At 68.4% G+C, this 23,552-nt stretch carries 25 protein-coding genes and 1 pseudogene; 20 read left to right on the top strand and 6 right to left on the bottom strand.

Annotated elements, in window-relative coordinates:
• Nucleotides 1-122 precede the first annotated feature (122 nt).
• Both RUTHE_RS00130 and RUTHE_RS00125 read right to left on the bottom strand, forming a co-directional pair.
• On the bottom strand, nucleotides 123-842 hold the full coding sequence (locus RUTHE_RS00130; RefSeq protein WP_021096174.1) for a response regulator transcription factor: 720 nt from the start codon (nucleotides 840-842) through the stop codon (nucleotides 123-125).
• A complete protein-coding gene (locus RUTHE_RS00125) occupies nucleotides 839-2,095 on the bottom strand; it encodes a GAF domain-containing sensor histidine kinase (RefSeq protein ID WP_021096173.1) in 1,257 nt (418 codons plus the stop codon). The genes RUTHE_RS00130 and RUTHE_RS00125 overlap by 4 nt, the downstream gene beginning before the upstream one ends.
• 249 nt (nucleotides 2,096-2,344) lie before the next feature.
• On the opposite strand from RUTHE_RS00125, the gene RUTHE_RS00120 reads away from it, so the two are divergent.
• The 5 genes from RUTHE_RS00120 to RUTHE_RS00100 all read left to right on the top strand — a co-directional run bounded on the left by RUTHE_RS00120 (nucleotide 2,345) and on the right by RUTHE_RS00100 (nucleotide 7,711).
• Complete coding sequence (locus RUTHE_RS00120) at nucleotides 2,345-3,373, top strand: ABC transporter substrate-binding protein (protein WP_021096172.1); 1,029 nt, start codon at nucleotides 2,345-2,347, stop codon at nucleotides 3,371-3,373.
• A 97-nt stretch (nucleotides 3,374-3,470) separates the two neighbouring features.
• Complete coding sequence (locus RUTHE_RS00115) at nucleotides 3,471-4,922, top strand: sugar ABC transporter ATP-binding protein (protein WP_245542160.1); 1,452 nt, start codon at nucleotides 3,471-3,473, stop codon at nucleotides 4,920-4,922.
• A complete protein-coding gene (locus RUTHE_RS00110) occupies nucleotides 4,919-5,860 on the top strand; it encodes an ABC transporter permease (RefSeq protein ID WP_021096170.1) in 942 nt (313 codons plus the stop codon). The genes RUTHE_RS00115 and RUTHE_RS00110 overlap by 4 nt, the downstream gene beginning before the upstream one ends.
• Complete coding sequence (locus RUTHE_RS00105) at nucleotides 5,857-6,801, top strand: ABC transporter permease (RefSeq protein WP_021096169.1); 945 nt, start codon at nucleotides 5,857-5,859, stop codon at nucleotides 6,799-6,801. The genes RUTHE_RS00110 and RUTHE_RS00105 overlap by 4 nt, the downstream gene beginning before the upstream one ends.
• Before the next feature lie 67 nt (nucleotides 6,802-6,868).
• The gene (locus tag RUTHE_RS00100) at nucleotides 6,869-7,711 is read left to right on the top strand and encodes an SMP-30/gluconolactonase/LRE family protein (protein WP_084464959.1); all 843 of its coding nucleotides are present in this window, start codon (nucleotides 6,869-6,871) and stop codon (nucleotides 7,709-7,711) included.
• Nucleotides 7,712-8,343: 632 nt separating this feature from the next.
• On the opposite strand, the gene RUTHE_RS00095 is transcribed toward RUTHE_RS00100, so the two are convergent.
• On the bottom strand, nucleotides 8,344-8,634 hold the full coding sequence (locus RUTHE_RS00095; RefSeq protein WP_040644836.1) for a DUF2218 domain-containing protein: 291 nt from the start codon (nucleotides 8,632-8,634) through the stop codon (nucleotides 8,344-8,346).
• Between the two features lie 126 nt (nucleotides 8,635-8,760).
• On the opposite strand from RUTHE_RS00095, the gene RUTHE_RS00090 reads away from it, so the two are divergent.
• The 4 genes and pseudogenes from RUTHE_RS00090 (at nucleotide 8,761) to RUTHE_RS00075 (ending at nucleotide 12,273) form a co-directional block, all read left to right on the top strand.
• Entirely contained in the window at nucleotides 8,761-9,654 is an 894-nt protein-coding gene (locus tag RUTHE_RS00090) for a siderophore ABC transporter substrate-binding protein (protein WP_021096166.1), read from the top strand.
• A complete protein-coding gene (locus tag RUTHE_RS00085; RefSeq protein WP_021096165.1) occupies nucleotides 9,651-10,583 on the top strand; it encodes an iron chelate uptake ABC transporter family permease subunit in 933 nt (310 codons plus the stop codon). Before RUTHE_RS00090 ends, RUTHE_RS00085 begins: the two co-directional genes overlap by 4 nt.
• Nucleotides 10,576-11,515: pseudogene (locus RUTHE_RS00080) on the top strand (iron chelate uptake ABC transporter family permease subunit). The gene RUTHE_RS00085 and the pseudogene RUTHE_RS00080 overlap by 8 nt, the downstream one beginning before the upstream one ends.
• Nucleotides 11,512-12,273, top strand: a complete 762-nt coding sequence (locus tag RUTHE_RS00075; protein WP_040644802.1) for an iron ABC transporter ATP-binding protein — start codon at nucleotides 11,512-11,514, stop codon at nucleotides 12,271-12,273. The pseudogene RUTHE_RS00080 and the gene RUTHE_RS00075 overlap by 4 nt, the downstream one beginning before the upstream one ends.
• Nucleotides 12,274-12,856: 583 nt before the next feature.
• Here RUTHE_RS00075 and RUTHE_RS00070 read toward each other — a convergent pair.
• On the bottom strand, nucleotides 12,857-13,198 hold the full coding sequence (locus RUTHE_RS00070) for a YnfA family protein (RefSeq protein ID WP_021096163.1): 342 nt from the start codon (nucleotides 13,196-13,198) through the stop codon (nucleotides 12,857-12,859).
• The gene (locus RUTHE_RS00065; RefSeq protein WP_021096162.1) at nucleotides 13,195-13,635 is read right to left on the bottom strand and encodes a MerR family transcriptional regulator; all 441 of its coding nucleotides are present in this window, start codon (nucleotides 13,633-13,635) and stop codon (nucleotides 13,195-13,197) included. Before RUTHE_RS00065 ends, RUTHE_RS00070 begins: the two co-directional genes overlap by 4 nt.
• Nucleotides 13,636-13,722: 87 nt before the next feature.
• Here RUTHE_RS00065 and RUTHE_RS00060 point away from each other — a divergent pair, with 87 nt between their 5' ends.
• The 5 genes from RUTHE_RS00060 to RUTHE_RS00040 all read left to right on the top strand — a co-directional run bounded on the left by RUTHE_RS00060 (nucleotide 13,723) and on the right by RUTHE_RS00040 (nucleotide 18,205).
• Nucleotides 13,723-16,020 carry a heavy metal translocating P-type ATPase gene (locus tag RUTHE_RS00060; RefSeq protein ID WP_021096161.1) on the top strand — a complete coding sequence of 766 codons (2,298 nt, stop codon included), beginning with the start codon at nucleotides 13,723-13,725 and terminating at the stop codon, nucleotides 16,018-16,020.
• Between the two features lie 4 nt (nucleotides 16,021-16,024).
• Entirely contained in the window at nucleotides 16,025-16,648 is a 624-nt protein-coding gene (locus RUTHE_RS00055) for a methyltransferase family protein (RefSeq protein ID WP_021096160.1), read from the top strand.
• Between the two features lie 186 nt (nucleotides 16,649-16,834).
• On the top strand, nucleotides 16,835-17,125 hold the full coding sequence (lspA, locus tag RUTHE_RS16900) for a signal peptidase II (RefSeq protein WP_021096159.1): 291 nt from the start codon (nucleotides 16,835-16,837) through the stop codon (nucleotides 17,123-17,125).
• Entirely contained in the window at nucleotides 17,112-17,549 is a 438-nt protein-coding gene (locus RUTHE_RS00045) for a disulfide bond formation protein B (protein ID WP_021096158.1), read from the top strand. Before lspA ends, RUTHE_RS00045 begins: the two co-directional genes overlap by 14 nt.
• The gene (locus RUTHE_RS00040) at nucleotides 17,546-18,205 is read left to right on the top strand and encodes a DsbA family protein (RefSeq protein ID WP_021096157.1); all 660 of its coding nucleotides are present in this window, start codon (nucleotides 17,546-17,548) and stop codon (nucleotides 18,203-18,205) included. Before RUTHE_RS00045 ends, RUTHE_RS00040 begins: the two co-directional genes overlap by 4 nt.
• A gap of 8 nt (nucleotides 18,206-18,213) precedes the next feature.
• On the opposite strand, the gene mntR is transcribed toward RUTHE_RS00040, so the two are convergent.
• The gene (gene mntR / locus RUTHE_RS00035) at nucleotides 18,214-18,666 is read right to left on the bottom strand and encodes a manganese-binding transcriptional regulator MntR (protein WP_021096156.1); all 453 of its coding nucleotides are present in this window, start codon (nucleotides 18,664-18,666) and stop codon (nucleotides 18,214-18,216) included.
• Between the two features lie 114 nt (nucleotides 18,667-18,780).
• Between mntR and RUTHE_RS00030 the strand changes: the two genes are divergently transcribed.
• From RUTHE_RS00030 to RUTHE_RS00005, 6 genes are all read left to right on the top strand, one after another.
• Nucleotides 18,781-20,103, top strand: a complete 1,323-nt coding sequence (locus RUTHE_RS00030; RefSeq protein WP_021096155.1) for an Nramp family divalent metal transporter — start codon at nucleotides 18,781-18,783, stop codon at nucleotides 20,101-20,103.
• Between the two features lie 89 nt (nucleotides 20,104-20,192).
• Entirely contained in the window at nucleotides 20,193-20,786 is a 594-nt protein-coding gene (locus RUTHE_RS00025; RefSeq protein WP_021096154.1) for an SCO family protein, read from the top strand.
• Between the two features lie 6 nt (nucleotides 20,787-20,792).
• Nucleotides 20,793-21,266: a copper chaperone PCu(A)C gene (locus RUTHE_RS00020; RefSeq protein ID WP_021096153.1), complete on the top strand. Its 474-nt coding sequence runs from the start codon at nucleotides 20,793-20,795 to the stop codon at nucleotides 21,264-21,266.
• Nucleotides 21,245-21,847, top strand: a complete 603-nt coding sequence (locus RUTHE_RS00015) for an SCO family protein (RefSeq protein WP_021096152.1) — start codon at nucleotides 21,245-21,247, stop codon at nucleotides 21,845-21,847. The genes RUTHE_RS00020 and RUTHE_RS00015 overlap by 22 nt, the downstream gene beginning before the upstream one ends.
• Before the next feature lie 16 nt (nucleotides 21,848-21,863).
• Entirely contained in the window at nucleotides 21,864-23,027 is a 1,164-nt protein-coding gene (locus RUTHE_RS00010; protein ID WP_021096151.1) for a M23 family metallopeptidase, read from the top strand.
• Nucleotides 23,024-23,503 carry a DUF411 domain-containing protein gene (locus RUTHE_RS00005; RefSeq protein WP_021096150.1) on the top strand — a complete coding sequence of 160 codons (480 nt, stop codon included), beginning with the start codon at nucleotides 23,024-23,026 and terminating at the stop codon, nucleotides 23,501-23,503. Before RUTHE_RS00010 ends, RUTHE_RS00005 begins: the two co-directional genes overlap by 4 nt.
• Nucleotides 23,504-23,552 lie beyond the last annotated feature (49 nt).

Here is a 23,552-nt window from a genome sequence, read left to right as displayed (position 1 = left end):
CCTCGACATCGATCAGGCCGGGCATGCTTCTCGTGCTGCCGGCGCTGCTCCTGGGCCCGGAATAGCGGCTGGCCATATCGCTGAGCGCGCTGCCCGGGCCGTCGACAGGAACCTGGAGCCTCTCAGCGCTGCCGCCGGGCGGACCATTCGGCGAGATCGGCTTCGGCGCGTTCCAGCGTGCCGAGGTTCAGCAGCCGCCGCAGCACGGCCAGCGCCACCGCCCTGCCGCGAAGGTTGTAGAACCCCTCCTGTCCTTCGGCGGCATGCACGCCGAGCTTGTCATAGATCGCCTGGAGCCGGTTCTGGACCGACCGCAGCGACAGGCCGCGCCGGACCGAGATCGCCCGGTCGGTCAGCCCCAGCGCGATGTCGAGGAGCACCTCGTACTCGGCCTCGGACAGGGCCACGGCATGGGCCGTGCTCTTCTGCTGGGTGCCGCGGACCTCGCCATCGATGACGCACTGATTCTCGACGAAGATGCCCCGCAGCGCGAGCCGCAGCCGCTCGCCCGAGGCGGACTTGAGCACATAGCCATAGGCTGCACCCGGCGGCACGATGCGGCTCACGCCGCGGACATAGGCCTCGTCGGAATAGTTCGACCAGAACAGGATCCGGGTGGCGGGACGTTCGCGCCAGATCGTGCGGGCGGCATCGATGCCGGTGCGCGGCTGCATCTGCAGATCCATCACCACATGCGCATCGGGCATGTCCCGGGCGCGGGCCTCGCCTTCGGCGCCGTCGGTCGCCTCGACGATCTCGCGGCATTCGGGCAGGGCCGCCCGCACCGCCTCGCCGAGCCAGGCCCGGTGCAGCGGATCATCCTCGACGATCAGCACCCTCATGATGCCGCCCGTACCGCTTCGGACGCCTCCGGAGCCCCGGCCGGCGTCAGGGGAAGGGTGAGGCGCATCTCGGTGCCCTGTCCAGCAGGGCCGGGCCCGATGGCAAAACGGGCGCCGACCAGACGCGCCCGGGTGCGCATGTTGTCGATGCCTGCTCCGCCACGGCGCGGCGACGGTCCGAGGCCGCAGCCATTGTCGGCCACCTTCAGCAGCAGCACGCCGCCTTCGGCGGACATCTCCACGGTCAGATCTGCCGCGCCCGCATGGCTCACGGCGTTGTTGACCGCCTCCTGCACGATGCGCAGAAGCGTCACGGCCACCGGCCCCGGCAGATGGTCGAGCGCCCCGCCCGTGCTGTCCACGACCCGGGTGGCGATGGCCGCCCCGCTGTCGCGCACCGCCCGGTCGAGATGGTTCTCGACCGCGTCGCGGAAGCCGAAGAGCTGCAGCACCGTGGGCTTGGCCGCCTCGATGATCTGGCGCAGCCCGGCCATGCTGTCCTGCAGGCTGGCGATGAGCGGCAGCAGATCCGCCCGTCCTGCGGCCGGCGCCTCGGCCAGCTGTTCGAGCCGCCGCGCAAGGCGGGTCAGCTCGGCCAGGGTCTGGTCATGCAGATCCATGCCGATGCGCTGCCGTTCGGCCTCGAGCGCCTCGGTCAGCCGCAGGGCGCCCTGGCGCAGCCCCTCCTCGCGCGCACGGGCCTCGGCTTCGACGATCGCCGATCGCCGGGCATCCTCGGCGGCGCGCAGGGCGAAGAAATAGGGGGCCAGAATTTCGGCGATGTAGCGGCAGTTGCGCACATCGGAGGCGCCATAGGCCCCGGCTTCATGGCGCGAGCAGGACAGCGCCCCGATCACCTCGCCATGCACGATCATCGGCACATGAATGCGCGCGCGCAGCCCGTGCTCGTGGATCGGCCGGGTGAAGGCCCCGGGAAAGCGGAACCGGGGATCCCGGGTGGCGTCGTCGGTGAGGATATGATCCACCTCGCCCATCAGCAGCGAGCGGATCGGGCTGCGGTCCACGGGGGCCTGCGGGGCACTGCCCCAGGCGGTGTCGATCCCCGTCTCATAGGCGGTATGCACCTTGCCGTCAGAACGCACGATGCAGACATCGAGATGGTCATGGGGCACGATGCCGGCGATCTCGGCCGCCACGGCGCGGATGGCCGAGAGGAAATCGAGCTGGCCGGCAAGCAGCCGCGCGATGCGCAGGAACTGGTTGAGGCGCGTGTCGGGGCGCTGCCTGGACATCGGGTCACTCCTCCCGCCCTTCATGATGAACCCGGCGCCCCCCCTGCGAAAGGGGGGAGGCGGCAGGAAGCGCTGCGGGTTCCCGCATCCGGTCCGCGCATTTCCGCATCCCGGCTGCGTGTTCGACCCTGTTCAGCGCCCTGCCGGGCAGGCAGGCTCGGGTTCCACGCGGGAAGGAGGAGCCCGCGCCACGCCGTTGCCGACCGCAGCCCGAGGATGCGGGCACCGGTCCCCCGGGAGGAGAACGCCATGAGGAGAAGCATCCTGTCCACCACCGCGCCCGGCCTGCTGCTGGCTGCGGTCCTGTCGGTTGCCGCCGCGCCGGTTCTGGCCGATACTTCGGACAAGCGCATTGCCCTGTCCAACAACTATGCCGGGAATTCCTGGCGTCAGGCCATGCTGACCAGCTGGGAGACGGTGACCCGACCTGCGGTGGAGGCCGGCATCGTCGCCGCCGCGGATGCCTTCACCACGGGAGAGAACTCGGCCACCGAACAGGCGGCGCAGATCCAGAACCTGATCCTTCAGGGTTATGACGCCATCGTGCTCAACGCCGCCTCGCCCACGGCCCTCAATGGCGCCGTGAAGGAGGCCTGCGATGCCGGCATCATCGTCGTCAGCTTCGATGGCATCGTCACCGAACCCTGCGCCTGGCGCATCGCCGTCGATTTCCGCGAGATGGGCCGCGTGCAGGTGGAATATCTTGCCGGCCGGCTGCCCGAAGGAGGCAACCTGCTCGAGATCCGCGGCCTTGCCGGGGTCTTCGTGGATGACGAGATCAGCGCCGGCATCCATGAGGGCGTCGAACAGTTCCCGCAATTCACCATCGCCGGATCGGTCCATGGCGACTGGGCGCAGGATGTGGCACAGCGTGCCGTGGCGGGTATCCTGCCCTCGCTGCCCGAAATCGTCGGCGTCGTCACCCAGGGCGGGGATGGCTATGGTGCGGCCCAGGCCTTTGCCGCGGCCGGCCGGCCGATGCCGATCATCATCATGGGCAACCGGCAGGACGAGTTGCAGTGGTGGAAGGAACAGAAGGACGCCAACGGCTATGAGACGATGTCGGTCTCGATCGCGCCGGGGGTCTCCACCCTCGCCTTCTGGGTCGCGCAGCAGATCCTCGATGGTCGCGAGGTGCCCAAGGATCTGGTGGTGCCCTTCCTGACCATCACCCAGGACACGCTGGAGGCCAGCCTCGAGACCACCCCCGTGGGCGGTGTGGCCAATGTGGAATACACGCTCGAGGATGCGGTGGCGGTGATCCAGGGGGCCAACTGACGCATCCCGCCGCAACGGGACAGGCGCCGCGCCACGAGGGCGCCTGTCCGCAACCGCGATCCGGCCGGTGCCGCCCATGATCCCTCACATGCGCGACATGTCCCCCCTCCTGTCCGTCTCCGATGCCCGTCTGCGCTTTGGCGAGGTCACCGCGCTCGACGGGGTGAGCCTGGCGCTGCATCCCGGCGAATGCCTTGGCCTTGTCGGGCACAATGGGGCCGGCAAGTCCACGCTCGTCAATGTCCTGAACGGCAGTCTGTCCCCGCATGCGGGCCGCGTGATCGCCGACGGGCATGCCGGCCGCTGGGACGTGACCACAGCCCGTGCGCTGGGGTTGCGCTGCGTCTTCCAGGAACTGTCGCTCTGCCCGAACCTGACCGTGGCAGAGAATGCCCGCATCCTGCATCGGGGTCATTTCGGCCCCCGATGGCGGGCCGAGGCGCGGCGCCTGGCGCGCGAGGCGCTCGATGCCGTTTTCCCCGGCCATGGCATCGATGTGCAGGCCCAGGTCGCGAGCCTCGCGCTCGCGCAGCGGCAGATGGTCGAGATCGCCCTGGCCTTTGCCGAAGCAGGCCGGCCGGCGCGTCTGGTCATCCTCGACGAACCCACCTCCTCGCTCGATGCCGGCGTGGCAGGACAGCTTCTGGCCCATATCCGCCGCTTCGTCGCCGGCGGGGGCACGGTGGTGCTGATCTCGCACATCCTGTCGGAGGTGCTGGCCACCGCCACCCGCATCGTGGTGATGAAGGACGGCCGGGTGGTGGCCGACCGCCCGGCGGACAGCTTCACGCAGGCGGGCCTTGTGGCCGCCATGGGATCGACCGCGCGCGAACGCCGCCGACCCGGACGCAACGGCCTGTCCGGTCCTGTCACCCCGCTTGTGGTCCAGGAAATGGCCCGCGGGCTGCCCGTCCGCGTGGCAGCGGGCGAGGTGGTGGGCCTGTCGGGACTGGCCGGCCACGGGCAGACCGAGATGCTGCGGGCCCTGCATGACCGCCTGGCACCGGGCTGGATCGCGGGCCGCAGGCCGAAGGTGGCCTATGTGGCCGGCGACCGGCGCCATGACGGCATCCTGCCGCTGTGGTCGATCCGCCGGAATCTGACCATCTCGGCCCTGGCGTCGCTGGCAAGGCGGGGACTTGTGGACGAACGCGCCGAGGCTGCGATCGCCGAACACTGGCGCGCGCGCATCGGCATCCGCTCGCCCGATCTCGGCCTGCCGATCCTGTCACTGTCCGGCGGCAATCAGCAGAAGGTGCTGTTTGCCCGGGCCCTGCTGGCCGAAGCCCCGCTTGTCCTGATGGACGATCCGTTGCGCGGGGTGGATGTGGGCACCAAGCAGGAGATCTACGACATCATCCGGGCCGAGGCCGCGGCAGGGCGTGCCTTCGTCTGGTATTCGACGGAGATCGAGGAGATGGAGCTCTGCGACCGGGTCTATGTCTTCCGCGAGGGGGCGGCGGTGGCCGAACTGACCGGCGATCGGATCTCCGAGGCGGCGATCCTGGCCGCATCCTTCGCCGGCCCTGACACGGAGGCCGCGGCGTGAGGCCCTCTTCCGATCTGATCCGTCTGGCCCTGCCCTTCGTGGCGCTCGGGGCGCTGCTGGGCGGGGTCTTCTGGCTCCAGCCGCGCGCCATGAGCTATACGGGGCTCAATCTTCTCTTCAACCTTGCCGTGCCCATCGCGCTGGCCACCCTGGCGCAGATGTTCATCATCGCGGTCAATGACCTCGACCTGTCGATGGGGGCCTTCGTCGGCTTTGCCGCCTGTGTCACCGCGACCTTCCTGAACGAGACCCCCTGGCTTGGCGGGTTGATCCTGCTGGCCTCCGTGGCCGTCTATGCGGCGCTGGGTGTGGTGATCCATCTGCGCCGCCTGCCGGCGATCGTGGTCACGCTGGGCATGAGCTTCGTCTGGCTCGGTCTGGCCGTGATGATCCTGCCCGCGCCGGGAGGTGCGGCCCCGGGCTGGCTCCGGACGCTGATGACAGTGCGCCCGCCCGGCATCCCGATGGCGCTGGCAGCCAGCCTCCTGATCGCCCTCGCGGCGCATCTCGTCGTGGCGCGGTCTGCGCTCGGCGTTGTCATCCGCGGGGTGGGCGGCAACGAACGCTCGGTCGCCCGCGCGGGATGGAGCGTGCTGCATGCCAGAGCCGCGGCCTATGCCCTGGCCGGGCTTTTCGGCGTGCTCTCGGGGATGGCACTGGTCGGCCTCACCACCTCGGCGGATGCCAACATTGCGCTGCGCTACACGCTCCTGTCGATTGCGGGGGTGATCCTCGGCGGGGGCGAATTCGTCGGCGGGCGCGTCTCGGCGGTGGGCGCCGTGGCGGGCGCGCTGACGCTGGCGCTGGCCGGCTCCTTCCTCTCCTTCCTGCGCCTTTCGCCCGATTGGCAGATCGGTGCCCAGGGGGCGATCCTCATCCTGGTTCTGGCGCTTCGGCTGGGCCTCGATGCCATCGAACAGCGGAGGGCGCGGGCGTGACAGTGCTGCGCAAGCCCTGGGCCTGGGCCTGGATCGCGACCATCGTCGTCTATGCCATCACCATCGCGGCAACTGCCGGGGCCAGTGCCGCGGGCCTCGCCCAGGCGGCCTTCACCTTCGCCGCCTTCGGCGTGATCGTCGGCCTGGGGCAGATGTTCGTCATCACCCTGGGGCCGGGGAATGTGGATCTCTCCATCCCTGCCACCATGACCCTGGCTGGCACCCTGTCGCTGAAGCTCATGAATGGCGCCGATGCGATGGTCCTGCCGGGTCTGACCCTGGCCCTGGCGATCGGCACGGGGGTGGGGCTTCTCAACTACGGGCTCATCAAGGTCCTGCGCATCCCCCCCATCATCGCCACCCTGGCCCTGTCCTTCATCGTGCAATCGGCCGCGATCTGGACGAACCGGGGCCTGCGCATCAAGCCGCCCGAATCCCTGGCCGCCTTCAGCACCGGCACTCTTCTCGGCATCCCGAACCTGGCCATCATCGCGGGGCTTCTGACGGTCGTCGCCTGGGTCCTGCTCGAGCGCAGCATCTGGGGCCGCCGCGTCACGGCCATCGGCCAGAGCCTGCCGGCCGCGCGCCGTGCCGGCGTGGCCGTCGATGGCGTGCGCCTGTCCGCCTATGTCCTCTGTGCCATGCTGGCCGGGCTCTGCGGCTTCCTGCTGGCCTGCTTCTCGGGAGGAGCCGCACTCAACATGGGTGCGGAATACCTTCTGATCTCGATCGCCGTGGTGGTGATCGGCGGCAGCTCCGTGGCCGGCGGCAACTCGAACGTGCCGGGGATCTGGGGGGCAGCCCTGTTCCTGTTTCTGGTGGTCTCGATGCTGAATACCTACGGCTTCGGCGCCGGACCGCGGATGATCCTGACCGGCATCATCATCATCGCCGTGATCCTGGCCGCAAGCCTGCGTGGACGAGGGACAGAGGGGGGCTGAGGTGACGCAATCCTTCTACGAACAGCACGATCCCCGTTTCCTCGCCTGCGTCGTGCCCTACAGCCCGATGGAGGAGATCGCCACAGGCTGCCGCTGGGCCGAGGGCCCCGTCTGGTTCGCCGACCACGGCTGCCTGCTCTTTTCCGATATCCCGAACGAGCGCATCCTGCGCTGGACTCCGGGCGCGGGGGTTTCCACCTTCCGTCAGCCGTCGAACTTCGCCAATGGCCACACCCGCGACCGGCAGGGACGGCTCATCTCCTGCGAGCATGGCGGGCGGCGGGTGACCCGCACCGAACCGGACGGCAGCATCACCGTCCTGGCCGACAGATGGGGCGGGCGCCGCCTCAACTCTCCGAATGACGTGGTGGTGCGCTCCGACGGATCCATCTGGTTCACCGATCCGACCTACGGGATCCTCTCCGACTACGAGGGCTACCGTGCCGAACCCGAACAGACGGCGCGGCATGTCTTCCGCCTCGATCCGGTCACGGGGGACCTGGCCCCCGTGGTCAGCGACTTCGTCCAGCCGAACGGCCTGTGCTTCTCCCCTGACGAGAGCCTGCTCTACATCGCCGAAAGCGGATCGAGCCACGACCCCGCGGTGCCCCCGGTGATCCGCCGCTTCCGCGTCACGGAACGGGGACTGTCCGGCGGCGAGGTCTTTGCCACCCTTGATTGCGGCCTGCCCGACGGCATCCGCTGCGACATGGCCGGCAATCTGTGGTCCAGCGCCGGGGACGGCGTGCACATCTTCGCACCGGACGGCACCCTGCTCGGCAAGATCCGCGTGCCCCAGCGGGTTGCGAACCTGACCTTCGGCGGGCCGCGCCGCAACCGGCTCTTCATCACGGCCACGACATCGGTCTATCTCGTCTTCGTGGCGGCCACCGGGGCCCAGACCCCCTGAGCCGGCGCCACCCTGATCCGTCATGCCGACGCCTGCGCCAGCCGGATGCCGTTGACGAGACCCGATCGCAGCAGACCGCCACCCGGAAGAGGGGCGCCCCGTCCCCTCGTCCTCTTGCAGCGCTGACTCTTGCGGCCCGGACGCCCCTGTGATGCTGCCCCTGTGACGCCTGAATCCAGCCCGAGGGCGGCCGAGGCATCGGAAACCTGCCGGATGCGACGGCCCGAGAAGTCCGGCAGCCCCCCGAACAAAGCCTGTGCCGGAATGCTGTGGCGGAGACTCCGCTATGGGCTGTTCCGGCTTGTCCGGCATGCTCCGGGAAAGCCCATGAGATCATGACAGGCAAGGGTAAATGTCTCTTGCCTGTCCGCCCATGCTCACCAATTTCCCCCCCCAATCCGGACCCATCGGGTGACATTCTGGGGATTGATCGGCACCCCCGCCAGATCCATGCGCCGCTTTCCCGTCATGCCCTGTCTTCTTCCCCGGTGCCTGCCGCCATCGCTTGCCGGGTTGCGCGCAGCCCGCGGTCTGCCCTGATCCGGAAAGGAAAGGCTCGGGTCGTGCGGGATGGCCCTGCCTGCACCACCTCCGCGGGGTCTCCACGCCCCGACCTGCCCCCTGCTCTGGGCTCAGCCTTGCGTCGTCTGCCAGTCCAGCCCGGTGAAGCCTTCGCGATGGGCAAAGGTCACGAGATGGCTGTCGATCACGAAGCGTGCCTGAATCAGGCTCTTGGCATCTTCGGCCTCGACGCGGACGGTCAGGCCCTCGGCATCGGCGGTCAGTGTAGCCGGGCCGGTCGGCAGGGCGGCATGACCGCTCTGTCCATCGCAGCGGGCCTCGACCTTGTGGGCAAAGTGCCGGCACAGCTGCTGCAGATATTTCGAAGCATGGGCGGTGGGATACCGGGCGGTGCTGATCAGCATCTCGCTATTCCATAGTATTTTTATCAAAATATGCGCTGGACCGGTCGCCGGCAAGCTGCTAGTCAGCCCGCGCCGCGTGCAGCCAGATCCCGCAGCCACACGCCCTATCGACCGGAGCCTGTCATGCTGCATCATCTCGGCCGCGCTGCGGCCTTTCTCATCCTGACCAGCCTGCCCGCATGGGCCGAGGATGTCACGATCACCACGGCCCGGGGGGAGGTGACCCTGCCCGCCAATCCGGCGACCCTTGCCGTCATGGACATCGCCGCGATCGACACGCTGGCCGCACTGGGGGTCGTGCCGCAAGGCGTGCCGGACAAGCTGTATGTCCCCTATCTCGCCGACCGGGCGGGCGAGGCCACGGTGATCGGCACCCTGTTCGAGCCCGATCTCGAGGCGCTGGCCGGGCTGGACCCCGACCTGATCATCGCCGGCGGCCGATCCGCGTCGCAGGTGGAAGCCCTGTCGCAGGTTGCGCCCACGATCGACATGACGATCTGGGAGGATGTCGTCGGGCAGGGGCGGGACCGCATCGCGGCCTATGGGACGCTGTTCGGGAAGGAGGAGCAGGCGGCCCAGCTGATCGCGGCCCTGGATGCCAAGCTGGCCGAGACGGCAGCCGCGGTCGCCGGCAAGGGCAATGCGCTCATCCTCCAGACCAACGGCCCGAAGATCTCGGCCTATGGGGCCGGGTCGCGCTTTGGCTGGATCCATACCGCTCTGGGCCTGCCCGAAGCGCATGAGAACCTGAATCCCGAGACCCATGGCGACTCCGTCTCCTTCGAGTTCATCGCCGAGGTAAATCCGGATTGGCTGATCGTGATCGACCGCGCCGCCGCCATCGGCGAACCGGCCAGCGCCGCGGACACGCTCGACAATCCGCTGGTGGCCGGCACCACGGCCGGGCAGAAGGGCCAGATCGTCTATCTGTCCCCCGCCCCGATCTATATCGCGGGGGGCGGTTATACCTCGATGATGACGACGCTGGACGAGCTGCTGGCCGCCTTCAGCCGGTGACGCGCCCCGCCCTGGTCCTGGCCCTGCTGCTTGTCCCGCTGGCCGGGGCAAGCCTCCTGACCGGCGTGGCCAGCCTGTCGGGTGACGGGCTGGTCTTCTGGATCTCGCGCCTGCCCCGCACACTTGCCGTGAGCCTGACGGGCGCCGCCCTGGCCGTAGCCGGCGTGATCATGCAGCAGCTGGCCCGCAACCGATTCGTGGAGCCGGGCACGGTCGGCACGGGCGAGGCTGCTGCCCTGGGCCTGCTCGCGGTCACGCTGGCGGCACCCGGCGCCGCGCTGTGGATCAAGATGCTGGCCGCCACGGGGGCGGGGCTGCTGGGCACGGCCCTGTTCCTGGCGATGATCCGCCGCCTGCCCCGGCAGGAGGTGCTGCTGGTGCCGCTGGCCGGGCTGGTCTGGTCGGGCGTGCTGGGGGCGGCGGTGCTCCATATCGGATGGCAGACCGATCTGTTGCAGCTTGTCGGCATCTGGCTGATGACCGGCGAGTTCTCGGGGGTGATCGCCGGGCGATACGAATTGCTCTGGATCGCCGGACTGGCCGCAGCCTTGGCCATCCATGCCGCCGACCGCTTTGCCATTCTGGGGCTGGGCGATGACGTGGCGCGGGGGCTTGGGCTCGACCCGGGGGCGGTGATGCGGCTCGGGCTGGTCGTCGTGGCCTTGGTCACGGCCCTGGTGATGGCGACCGTGGGCATGGTGCCTTTCCTGGGCCTTGTGGTGCCGAACATTGTCAGCCGGATCATGGGCGACAACCTGCGGGCCAGCCTGCCGGTCACCGCCCTCGGCGGTGCAGCGCTGCTGCTGCTCTGCGACGTTCTCGGACGGCTGCTGATCTTTCCCTATGAAATTCCTGTCGGATCGGTTCTGGGCATCCTGGGGGCGGGCCTGTTTCTGTGGCTGCTGTGGCGGGCCCCGCGGCATGGCTAGGCTGACGCTCCTGATGCTGGCCCTGCTGGCCGCTTCGGCGCTGTATCTGCTGCCCGGCCTCGGACCGAAATGGGAATTCGTCCTGATGCTGCGCAGCACCCGGCTGGCCGGCCTGATCCTGGTCGGAATGGCCATCGCGGTGGCGACCGTGCTGTTCCAGACGGTCGCACGCAACCGGATCCTGACGCCACAGATCATGGGCCTGGATGCCCTGTTCCTGTTCCTGCAGACGGCGCTGGTGGCGGGCCTCGGCCCGGTGGGCTTTGCCGCTCTGCCCGGCACGGCCCGGTTCGGCGCCGAAGTCGCCGTGCTGATCGGCGCGGCACTGCTTCTGTTCGGCACCCTGCTGGGCCGCGGCGCGCAGGACGTGCCGCGGATGATCCTGACCGGCGTGATCCTCGGCATCCTCTTGCGCGCGCTGGCGGGGTTCCTGGCACGGGTGATGGACCCGAACGCCTTTGTCATCGTCCAGGCCGAGACGGTGGCGAGCTTCTCGCGAGTCGATGCCGGGCTTCTGCCCTTTGCCGGTCTTCTCACCGTCGCGGCCGCAGGCACAGCCCTGGGTCTGGCCCCGCGGCTGGACGTGCTGGCCCTGGGGCGACCGACGGCCATCTCCCTTGGCCTGAGGCATGACCGTCTGGTGCTGGGGGTGCTGGCGCTGGTGGCGGTCCTGGTCGCGGTGGCGACGGCGCTGGGTCGGGCCGCTGGCCTTCCTGGGCCTGCTGATCTCAGCCCTGGCGCGCCCCCTGGCCGGATCGGACCGGCACAGGCCGGTGCTGCTGACCGCGATGCTGCTCACCGCGGCGATGCTGGTGATCGGGCAGACCTTGTTCGAGCGCGTGCTCGGCCTGCAATCCACCCTGCCTGCGGTCGTGGAATTCGCCGGCGGGCTGGTCTTTCTGTTCCTCCTGCTGCGGGGACGCATCCGATGATCGAGATCCGCAACCTGCACCACCGGATCGGCCGCACGACCATCCTCGACGACGTGACGCTGCGCATTCCGGCGGGCCGGATCACCGCGCTGATCGGACCGAACGGCGCCGGGAAAAGCACCCTGCTGTCCCTGATCGCCCGGCTGGAGCGTATGCAGCAGGGGCGCATCACGGTCGCAGGGCTCGACGTGGAGCGCACGCCCACCGACATGCTGGCCCGCGTCATGGCGATCCTGCCGCAGAACGCCATCGTCCACAGCCGCTTGCGCGTGCGCGAGCTGGTGGCATTCGGACGCTGGCCGCATCATCAGGGCCGCCCCAAGGCCGAGGATCGCGCGCAGGTCGAAGCGGCGATCGCCCGGATGGGCCTGGGCGATCTGGCCGACCGCTTCCTGGACGAACTGTCCGGCGGCCAGCGCCAGCGGGCCCATCTGGCGATGGCCTTTGCGCAGGGCACCGACTGGCTCTTGCTGGACGAACCGCTGGCCGCACTCGACCTGGCCCATGCCCGCCGCCTGATGCAGGAACTTGTCGTCCTGCGGAACGAAGGCAAGAGCGTGCTTCTCGTTCTGCACGAAGTCAACCATGCCGCCGCCTGGGCGGATCATGTCGTCGCGATGAAGGCCGGTGGGATCGTCGCCGAAGGCTCCCCGCTCCAGGTCATCCGGACCGCCGTGCTGAACCAGCTTTACGACATGCCGCTGCGGGTCGAATGCTTCGACGGCCGCCCCCTGGTGCTGCATCACCTTTCGGGTTGAGACTTGCATCACAGCCGGAATGCGGCGGCGGCGCGGTGGACGGCGGATAGGCCGCTGCGGGCGGGCTTGTCGTGGCGGAGGGGCGGGCTGCCGGAAGTCCTCGGGGCGGCAGCAGATGGCCTCGAGCCGCCAGCTGTCTTTGTCGCGCCGCTCGTCATACTGGATCGGCCGCTTGCGATGACGGCGGCCGGGATGACCCGGCGTGGTGCGCGCCCGCAGCTTCGGAAACCCGGTCGGCTCCGCGGCCGTGCCTGACCCGGACGGCTGCGACCCGGGTGGCATCGTCCGCGATGGTCCGGGCTGATCCCCATCCAAGTGGGGAGCAGAATGGGGGATCTTTTCGAGAAATATCTATGAAATTCCAGATTCTTAACTGGAAGATTGGCGGAGGGGACGGGCCTGGAATCCAACCTTCTCCAGTCTAACCTATTGATTTTAATATACTTATGCATCGCTTCCCCGGCTGCACTTCTGGCGCATCCGCGACCGACCTACGTCGCGAAGACGACAATCATCTAGTGGCACTATCTTCGGCTGTTCCAGCGTGACACACCGCCTTGACGATCATCGGTCGAGCGCCTGACTAGCTCCCCATCGCCCTTGGACCGAACAGGATGACCGCCGCGCCGAAGAGGCAGATCGCCCCGCCTGTCAGGTCCCAGGCGTCCGGCCGCTGCTTTTCGACCATCCAGAGCCAGAGGAGCGATGCGGCGATGTAGACCCCGCCGTAGGCCGCATAGGCGCGCCCGGCGAAGTCGGATGGGGCAAGCGCGAGCAGCCATGCGAAGGCGGCGAGGCTCGCCACTCCGGGGACAAGCCAGATGGCGCTCGCCCCCTGCCGCATCCAGGCCCAGACCGCGAAGCAGCCCGCGATCTCGGCCAAGGCGGCACCGGCATAGATGGCGAGTGTGCCGGGTGCGGTCACGGACTGGCCTCGCTCTCCAGATGGCGGTGGTCGGTGGAGCAGAGGGAATGGTCGCCCAGCACCTCGATCACCCGGCAATCGGCAATCTTGCCGCCCGCGCATTGCACGACCATCCGCTCCAGTTCGGCCTTCAGCGCCGTCAGCCGCGCGAGGCGGCGCTCCACCTCCGCAAGCTGCGCGCGCGCGATAGCGTCGGCTGCGACGCAAGGCTGTTCGGGATTGTCCGAGAGGCTGAGAAGGTCACGGATCGCCTCGAGCGTGAAGCCGAGATCCCGTGCGTGGCGGATGAACGCAAGCCGTTCCAACGCCTTGCGTCCGTAGAGCCGCTGGTTGCCGGCGCTGCGCCCGGCCTCGGGCAGAAGCCCGATCTGTTCGTAGTAGCGGATGGTCGGAACCTTCACTCCGGCCTGCGCCCCGAGTTTTCCGATGGTCAGCATCAGATTCCCCTTGAAGCTATAGTTGCTAGAGACATTAGCTTCCCGACTCGATGAAGACAATCGCCCCGCTGGGGCCGAGGATTGACGATGGCCGAAGCACGAAACGAAACCGCCTGCGACTGGACCGTGAGGGGCATGGATTGCGGATCCTGCGCCACCAAGATCAAGGATGCGGTGTCGCGCCTGCCGGGAGTGAGCGGTGTCGAGGTCGCCATCATGTCGGAACGTCTCCGTCTGACCCTCGACGAGGCGCAAACCGGGCGGGACAGGATCGAGAGCGCCGTTCGTGCGCTCGGCTATGAGATCGCGCCACGGGCAGCATCGGCGAGGAAGGACTTTGTGCTGCCCGCGACGCCGACGGCAGGGGCGCCTGGCGAGAGGGATGGCGGGGCAGATCCATCGGGCCACGACCATGACGGTCATGACCATGCGACGCACGGGAAGGATTCGCCGCGTGACGACTCGGGCCATGGCAGCCCGGGCCATGTCCACGACGACCCCGCCGACCGGGGCAAGCACTGGTACCAGACCGGAAAGGGCAAGCTGGTCATCTTCACGGCAGTCCTGCTCGGCGCGGCCTGGATCGTCGAGTTGATCGCGCCGGACATCGGCCGATGGGCTTTTGTCGCGGCCTGCCTCATCGGGGTTGCTCCGGTCGCGCGGCGCGCCTTCGCCGCGCTGCGGATGGGCCAACCCTTCACCATCGAGAGCCTGATGACGATCGCCGCCGTCGGCGCGCTGTTCATCGACGCGGCGGAAGAGGCAGCGCTGGTCGTGTTCCTCTTCGCGGTCGGCGAGGTGCTCGAAGGTGTGGCGGCGGGCAAGGCGCGCGACGGCATCCGGGCCCTGGCCAAACTGGTGCCCAAGACGGCGCTCCTCGAAGTGAACGGCACCACGCGCGAGGTTCCTGCGGCGAGCCTGGCCATTGGCCAGACCGTCCTGGTACGCCCGGGCGACCGCATCCCGGCGGATGGCGAGATCGTCGAGGGCACCTCGGGCGTCGATGAAAGCCCGGTCACCGGCGAAAGCGTGCCAAGGACGCGCGGACCCGGGGATGCGGTGTTTGCCGGGGCAATCAATACCGAAGCGGCCATCCGCGTTGCGGTGACAAAAGGGGCCGAGGACAACACCATCGCGCGGATCATCCGGCTGGTCGAGGAAGCCGAGGAAGCGCGCGCGCCGACGGAACGCTTCATCGACAGGTTCAGCCGCTGGTACATGCCCGCCATCGTTGGCGTCGCGGCGCTGGTCGTGCTGGTGCCGCCACTGGCCTTCGGCCAACCCTGGGATACCTGGGTCTATCGTGGCCTGGCGCTGCTTCTCATCGGCTGCCCCTGCGCGCTGGTGATCTCGGTTCCGGCCTCGATCGCCTCGGCGCTGTCCTCCGGCGCGCGGCGTGGGCTGCTGATGAAAGGCGGCGCGGTGATCGAGGCGGCGTCCAAGGTCGGCTGGGTCGCCTTCGACAAGACCGGCACCCTGACGCATGGCCGGCCGCAGGTGACCGATGTGGTGCCCTTCGGCAAGACGACCGAGGCCGAGCTTCTGGCTGTCGCCGCGGGCGTCGAGACGGGGTCGAGCCACCCGTTGGCGGTCGCCATCCTGAACCGGGCGAAGGACGCGGGCGTCGCGCCGCTCGCCGCCAGCGACGCCAAGGCGCTGATGGGCAAGGGCGTCGTGGCGACGGTCGACGGCGCCCCGGCCTGGGTCGCCTCGCCCCGCTACGCCATGGACAACGGCGGCCTTGACGGGCTTGGACTGCGCCAGGCGACGATCTTCGAAGAGGAGGGCAAGACCGCCGTCGCGGTGTTCCGCGCCAAGTCCCCGCTCGGCCTGATCGCGATGCGCGACGAGCCGCGGGCGGATGCGAAGGATGCCGTGCGCCAGCTGACCGCGATGGGCCTGACCCCCGTCATCCTGACCGGCGACAACCCGCGGACGGCGGCGGCGATCGCGGGCGGCCTTGGCCTGAAGTTCGAGGCCGACATGCTTCCCGAGGACAAGCTCGCCTATATTCGCGAGATCGGGGCGAAGGACGGCGTCATGATGATCGGTGACGGCATCAACGATGCGCCCGCCCTGAAGCAGGCGTCGGTCGGCGTCGCCATGGGATCAGGCACCGATGTGGCGCTGGAAACCGCCGATGCGGCGATCCTGCGCGACCGCGTGACCGACATTCCCGCAACCATCCGCCTCTCGCGCGCGGCCATGGCCAACATCCGTCAGAACGTCACCATCGCCCTGGGGCTGAAGGCGGTGTTCCTCGTCACCTCGGTCCTCGGCCTGACGGGCCTCTGGATCGCGATCCTGGCCGATACGGGTGCGACGGTGCTGGTGACGCTGAACGCGCTGCGTCTCTTGCGGTTCAACCCCGAGCGCGAGGCGTGAGGCGATGATGTCGGCTTTCGGCTGGGCCGCGCTGGCCCTTCTCTTCGGCTATCTGGCACTGTTCCTCTGGGGGACCACGGCGGCGACGCGGGCGGCGGGCAGGCCGGTCTGGCTGTTCGGGCAGGCAAGGGGACGCGGGCGGCTGGCCGCCTTGGGGTTTCGTGCGGCCTTCGTGCTTGCCTTCTTCGGGCCGCTTCTCTGGCTGGCATGGCCTGCGCTGCACAAGGCCGATCCGCTCTGGACCGAAGGCCGGACGGTTGCCGCCGGGTTGATCGGTGTCTTCCTCGCGGGCGTGGGGGCGATGGTCGCCTTTGCGGCACAGATGTCGATGGGCGCCTCCTGGCGGGTGGGGGTCGTGCCCGGCGCGACGGGCGCCCTCGTCACGGGCGGGCTCTACCGCTACAGCCGGAACCCCACCTTCGTGGGGCAGTTCGCCTTGCTGGCCGGTGTCGCGCTCGCGGTGTCATCGCTGCCCACTGTCGTCGCGCCGCTCGTCTTCCTGTGGTCGGCTGTCACACAGGTGCGCACGGAGGAGACGGCCCTGCGGGCGGCACTCGGGGCGGACTACGACCGCTACACCGCCGCCGTGCCGCGCTGGATCGGGCTGCGCCAGGGAACCGCTCCATGACCCGACCTGCGATTGTGGTGCTGGCCACGGTTCTGCTCGACCAGACCACCAAGGCGGCCGCGCTCTCCGGCCTGGTGCCCGGCCAGCCCGTTGCCATTCTTCCCGGTCTCGACCTGACGCTCGGTTTCAACGAAGGCGCGAGCTTCGGCCTCCTGTCCGGTCCGATCGTCCGGTCGGCCGCTGCTGATGGCCGCCGTGACCGCCGGGCTGACGCTGGTGTTCGCCGTGATGGCCCTGCGCGCGCGCCATCCGGTCGAGCGCACGGGGTTCGCCCTGATCGTCGGCGGGGCGATTGGCAACATCATCGACCGGCTGCGGCAGGGTGCGGTGACGGACTTCCTCGACGTCTTCTGGCAGGACTGGCACTGGCCGACGTTCAACGTCGCGGACATGGCGATCACCTTGGGAGCGGCCTGCCTCCTCGCGTCGTCCCTGCCACAGCGCCGCCGCAAGGAGCCCGTTCGTGACCAAGGCTGACGCTGACACCCCGCCCCGGGACGACCTTGCGGTGACGACTGCGTTCGTGATCGCTCTTGCCGCCACCCTCGGGGCTCTCTTCATCGGCGAGGTGCTGGGGCAGATGCCCTGCACCCTGTGCTGGTACCAGCGTATCGCCATGTTCCCGCTGGTCCCGATCCTTGGCCTGTCGATCTGGCGGGGCGACCGCCTGGCGCGGGTCTATGCCCTGCCGTTCGGAATCGCCGGGCTGGCGCTCGCGGCCTGGCATTCCGGACTTTATGCGGGGCTCCTGCCTGCTCCGGTCGTTCCCTGCACCGAGAACGGCCCTTCCTGCTCGGGCCCGGCGCAGGTGATCCTGGGATTGCCCATTCCTTACCTTTCGCTGGCGGCCTTTGCCGCCATCCTTGCCTGTCTGATCCTTCCAAGGGGGACCCGCGCATGAATCGCCGCACTGTCTTGATCGGGGCCTCAGCCCTTGGGCTCGTCGCTTTCGGGGGCGGCGCCTTTGTCGTGAACACCCGGCGTCAGGCAGACGCCGATGCCCGCGCCGCCGCTGCGCCGCCCGTGGACGCAGCACTCCTCGACCGCCCCTACTCGCCCAGCTTCGGCCCGGCCGATGCGCCCGTCACGCTGGTCGAGTTCTTCGACCCCTCCTGCGAGGCCTGCCGGGCGTACCATCCGGTCATCAAGGAGATCCTCCGGCTGTTCCCGGATCAGGTCCGCGTTGTGCTGCGCTATACCCTGTTCCACGAAGGGTCGGACGAGGCTGCCCGGATCCTCGAGGCGGCGCGGATGCAGGGCAAGTTCGAACCGGTGCTTGACGCCCTGTTCGAAGAGCAGCCGGGCTGGGCGGTCCACGGGGCGCCCGAGATGGACGTGGCCTGGGAGATCGCCGGGAATGCGGGCCTCGATCTGGACCGGGCCGAGACGGACAAGCTCTTTCCCGGCATCACCGGAACGATCAACCAGGACATGGCGGATGTCGAAGCCCTGGACATCCGGCAGACGCCGACCTTTTTCCTGAACGGCAAACGGCTGGAGAACTTCAGCGCGGAAAGCCTGATCGCCGATGTGCGCTTCGCCGTCGAGAACGCCTGACGCCGCCGTCAGGACTTGCTGGCGAAGGCCGCGAAGAGGGCCAGCGTGCGCGCGCTGACGTGATGCTCGATCCCCTCGGCGTCGCGCTCGGCGGTTTCGGGGTCGAGGCCCAGGCTCAGCAGGAACCGCAGCACGATCTCGTGCCGCCGACGGCACTCCCGGGCCAGCGCGCGGCCCTCGTCGGTGAGGAACACGGACCGATACCGCGCCCGGGTGATCAGGCCCTCCCGGGCCAGACGGTCGAGCGTCTTGGTCACCGTCGGGACCCGGACGCCAAGCCGCGCGGCGATATCCACCGGCCGCGCCTCGCCGTGGTCGTGGATCAGTTCGGCGATCAGTTCGACATAGTCCTCGGCAAGCTCGCGGCTGCGCGCCGCGCGCACGCCCTGGAACGCCTCGGCCCGCAGGTCGGCGGCTCGGTCATCGGTGCCCATGCGGTTCTTCGGATCGATCCCTGTCATCGCAGAAGCATCGCACGGGACGGATTGACAAGTAAAGCCATGGGGAGAATTGTTAGCACCATCTAACATATTGCGCCCGGCCTTTGCGGACGCGTCCTTCTGGGGCTTCCATCCATGCCGATCCATGCCTGGCGTACCGACAGCACCACGCCGTCCCTGTCCGAAGTGTTCCGTTCGATCGCAGTGCCGCGCGGCGCGTCGCCCTTCCGCCGGTTCCTTGCCTTCATCGGACCGGGCTACCTCGTCGCGGTCGGCTACATGGACCCCGGGAACTGGGCCACCTCGCTCGCCGGGGGGGCGGCCTTCGGCTACACGCTGCTCTTCGTTGCGCTGTTGTCGAACATCATGGCGATCCTTCTGCAATCGCTCTGCGCGCGGCTCGCCATCGCCTCGGGCCGCGACCTGGCGCAGGCTTGCCGGGATGCCTTTCCGCGCTGGGTGTCGGTGCCGCTCTGGCTGTTTGCCGAAGCGGCGATCATCGCCACCGACCTCGCGGAGGTGATCGGCACGGCCATCGGCCTGAACCTTCTGTTCGGCATCCCGCTCGAGATCGGCATCTTCATCACCGCGGCCGACGTGTTCCTGATCCTCTGGCTGCAGAACAAGGGATTTCGGTGGATCGAGGCCTTCATCATCGCACTTCTGGCGGTGATCGCGGCCTGTTTCTTCGTGCAGATCGCGATGGCCGACCCCGACTGGGGCGCGGTGATCGCGGGCTTTGCGCCCTCGACCGAGATCGTGACCAATCCGCAGATGCTTTACATCGCGCTCGGCATCATCGGCGCGACCGTGATGCCGCACAACCTGTACCTCCATTCCGGGATCGTGCAGACCCGGGCCTTCGGACAGGATCCGGGCGGCAAGCGCGAGGCGCTGCGGCTTGCGACCTGGGATTCGACCATCGCGCTGATGCTGGCGCTTCTGGTCAACTCGTCGATCCTGATCCTCGCCGCCGCGACGTTCCACGCCAGCGGCACAACCGAAATCGTCGAGATCGATCAGGCGCATGCGTTGCTTTCGCCGCTGCTTGGCAGCGCCATCGCCCCGACCCTGTTCGGCATCGCGCTTCTGTGCTGTGGGCTGAACGCGACCGTGACAGCCACGATGTCAGGGCAGATCGTGATGGAAGGGTTCATCGCCTTCCGCATCAGCCCGGTGTTGCGGCGGCTGATCACCCGGCTGATCGCCATTGTCCCGGCGATGGCCGTGATCCTGCTTTACGGCAGCGAGGAGACCGGCCAGCTCCTGATCCTGAGCCAGGTCGTGCTGTCCTTCCAGCTTCCCTTCGCCATCGTGCCGCTGGTGATGTTCACGGCAAGCCGGGCCAAGATGGGCGATCTGGTGGCCCCCCGCTGGCTTACCGCGCTCTGCGCGCTGATCGCGGTCACGATCATCGTGCTGAACATCAATCTGCTGGCGACGGTTCTGCTCGGCTGACGCCTCATCTTTCCGTGACACCGGGCTTTTTCGCTTGAACCTCAAGCCGCTGGAGGGTTTAGGCACGCCGCATCATAGACAGGGACCGCATGAGACTGACAACATTCCAGAAAGCCCTTTGGGCAGCCGCGGGCCTGGCCTGTCTGGCCTATGGAACCTGGGTTCTGGTGGCCGATCCGGCAACCCCGCCCCGGGCCGAGGCCGCGTTTCGCCCGGTGTTTTCGTTGCCCGACGCCGAGGGCCGGATCCGCACCGAGGCGGACTTCGCGGGAAAGCACCTTCTGATGTTCTTCGGCTTCACGAGCTGTCCGGACGTGTGCCCCACCACGCTGTCCGAGGTCGCGCAGGTCATGGATGACCTCGGATCGGACGCCGACAAGGTGCAACCGATCTTCATCTCCGTCGATCCCGTCCGCGACCGCCGTCTGGGGCTTGCCGCCTACACATCCGCCTTCCACCCGGCGATCCTGGGCCTCGCCGGAGACGAGGTGCAGACGCGCGCCGCCGCGGAGAGCTTCCACATCTACTTCGAACGCCAGGACGACCCGGCCGCGCCGGATGGCTACACCATGTCGCACAGCCCGGCGCTCTACCTGATCGGGCCCGATGGCGACTGGCTGCGCCAGTTCGCCTACGGCACGCCCGCCAGTGACATCCTGAATGACCTTCGTTCCAGACTGTGAGGCTCCATGAGAACCCCGATCCTTGCCGCCCTTCTGTCCCTTGTCGGCCTGCCTGCCCTGGCCTGCGAAACCTTCACCATCGGAAACCTGATGATCGAGCACGCATGGTCCCGCGCGACGATCGGCGCCGAACGCCCCGGCGTGCTCTATGTCGAGATCACCAACACAGGCAGCGCCGATGACGCGCTGGTCGGCATCGCGACGCCCGTCGCGGGAATGCCGATGCTGCACGAAACTGTCGTGACGGACGGCGTCGCCTCGATGCCGCACGCCATGTCGGTTCCGGTTCCGGCGGGACAGACGGTGGCGCTGGCGCCCGGGGGCTATCACGGAATGCTGATGGGCCTGACAACCACCCTGAAGGAAGGCGAGGGCTTCCCCGTGACATTGACCTTCCGCGACGCGGGCGAGGTGACGGTGCCGGTCGAGGTCCTGTCCATGCGGGCGGAGGGGCCGGATTGCGAACACGCAGGGCAGTGATCCTCGGCCTCGGCGGGGTGGCGGGGGCGCTGGCTTTCACGCTCGGCCTCGGGGCATGGCGCAGCCGCGGCACCGCGCCTGCCACAGACCCACGTCTGCCTTTGCCGATCGCCGAAATGGACTTCACGCTGACCGACCAGCGCGGCGCAACCGTCCGGCCGTCCGACTGGATCGGGCGCCCGACCATGATCTTCTTCGGCTTTACCTTCTGTCCCGACGTCTGTCCGACCACGCTCAGCGACATCTCGGGCTGGCTCGAGGATCTCGGTCCCGAGGCTGACCGCCTGAACGTCACCCTGATCTCGGTGGACCCTGAACGTGACACGCCGGCCGTCCTGTCCGACTACCTCGCGAATTTCGATCCGCGCATCACCGGCCTGACGGGCCCGTTGGCCGAGGTCGAACGCGCCGCCGCGGGATTTCGCGCGTGGTTCGAGAAGGTGCCGCGCGATGGCGATTATACGGTCAACCATACAGCCGGGGTGTTCCTGTTCCACCCGGACGGGCGCTTTGCCAGCATCATTGATTATCACGAGGATCGGCGTTTCGCCGTTCCGAAGATCCGCCGAACCATCAGCTGAAAGGTCATTCTGCCAGATGATCCGCTCTGCCCTCATCGTCCTCGTCGCCACCACTCTTGTGCCCTTGCGGGCTGTTGCCGACCCGCCGACCGCGTACGGTCCAGCCGTGATCGATGTGACGGTCGCCTCAGGCGACACGCTCGACAGCGTGCTTGACCGCGCAGGTGTCCCCGCGGGCATCCGGGCCGAGGCCGCCCTGGCGCTTGCGGGGGTCTACGACCTGACCGACCTGCGACCCGGTCATCGCGTCGAGTGGACGGCCGCATCGGGCGATCCGACCAGCCTGACGCGCCTGTCGCTTTTCGTGGAAGATGGCGTCGAGATTGCATTGACGTTCAATGGCCAGGTGACAGCCGAGCGCCTTGAGCCTCCGATCCGTGAGACGGACCGGCGGGAGACGCTGGTGCTTGACGGCACGCTTTACGAAGCCCTCGTCGCGCGCAACGCGCCGGAGCGCTTCGCCGTGGACCTGACTGCGCTCCTCGCGGGCCAGGTCGATTTCCGGCGCGATCTGCAGGGCGGCGAGACCTTCGCGCTGGTCTGGCAGGAAGACCAGCTTCCTGACGGCAGCATCGCGGGCGAGCCTCGGCTGAACTATGCGCGGCTGGAACTTGCAGACCGGGTGCTTGAGCTCGTCGCCACCGAAGCCGCAGGACCCGTCATCGTGTTCGAGGACGGGGAAGCCGTCCAGCGGTCTGCCGCGCCGATCCTCGGTGCCCGGCTGTCGTCTGTCTTCGGGCGACGCAACCATCCTGTTCTCGGGGGCGTGCGGATGCACACCGGGATCGACTATGCCGCTCCGGTCGGAACCGAGGTCTCGGCCACCGGTGCCGGGCGTGTGGTCTTTGCCGGTACGATCCGAGGTTACGGTCTGACCATCGACATCGATCACGGCGGCGGGGTTGTGACGCGCTATGCCCATCTGTCCGAGATTGCCGAGGATGTTCGGGAAGGCACCCGGGTCAAGGCAGGTGACAGCATCGGTGCCGTTGGCGCGACGGGCCTCGTAAGTGGCCCGAACCTGCACTACGAGGTCCGCGTTGACGGTCGGCCGGTCGATCCGACGGACCGGGACGCCCTGCCGGAACAAGAGATTGCCTCGTCCGAGGATCTTGATGCGCTGACGACATGGCGCCGCGAGACGGGCTTTGAAGCTTTGGTAGTAGGGGATCGGGGATGAGCGGGCAGCACATCGGACGGCGCAACCTGCTGCTTGCGGCAGCGGCCAGCGTCGCGGTCCCGGGGCGCGCCGCCTGGTCGCAAGCGGAACCACCGATCCATGTCGTCAAGGGACGCGGCTGTGAATGCTGCGATGCCTGGGTCGACTACCTGCGCGAGCAAGGCTTCACCGTGACGGACGAAGTGTCGATGGGAACGCTGCTGATCCGCTTCAAGATGGACCATGGCGTCCCGGCGAAGGCTTTCTCCTGCCATACCGGCGTGGTCGATGGCTATGCGCTTGAAGGCCACGTTCCTGCCGTCGACATCCGGCGCCTGCTGGCCGAACGCCCCGACGCGGTCGGGCTTGCGGTCCCTGGTATGCCCTACGGTTCGCCCGGCATGGGGCCGGAGGACGAGCGCGATGCCTATGACGTCCTGCTGATCCGTCGCGACGGTTCGCTGGACGTGTACTCCCGGAACGCAGCGAGATCCTGAACCACCCGCGAGCCGCGGCAGGCGAGAAGCCTAGAAGTCGGTTTCCAGG

Origin of the sequence: Rubellimicrobium thermophilum DSM 16684 (assembly GCF_000442315.1) — a bacterium.
Taxonomy (GTDB): Bacteria; Pseudomonadota; Alphaproteobacteria; order Rhodobacterales; family Rhodobacteraceae; genus Rubellimicrobium; species Rubellimicrobium thermophilum.
Note: the sequence above shows the minus strand (reverse complement) of the source record. Positions and strands in the feature narration are given on the sequence as shown.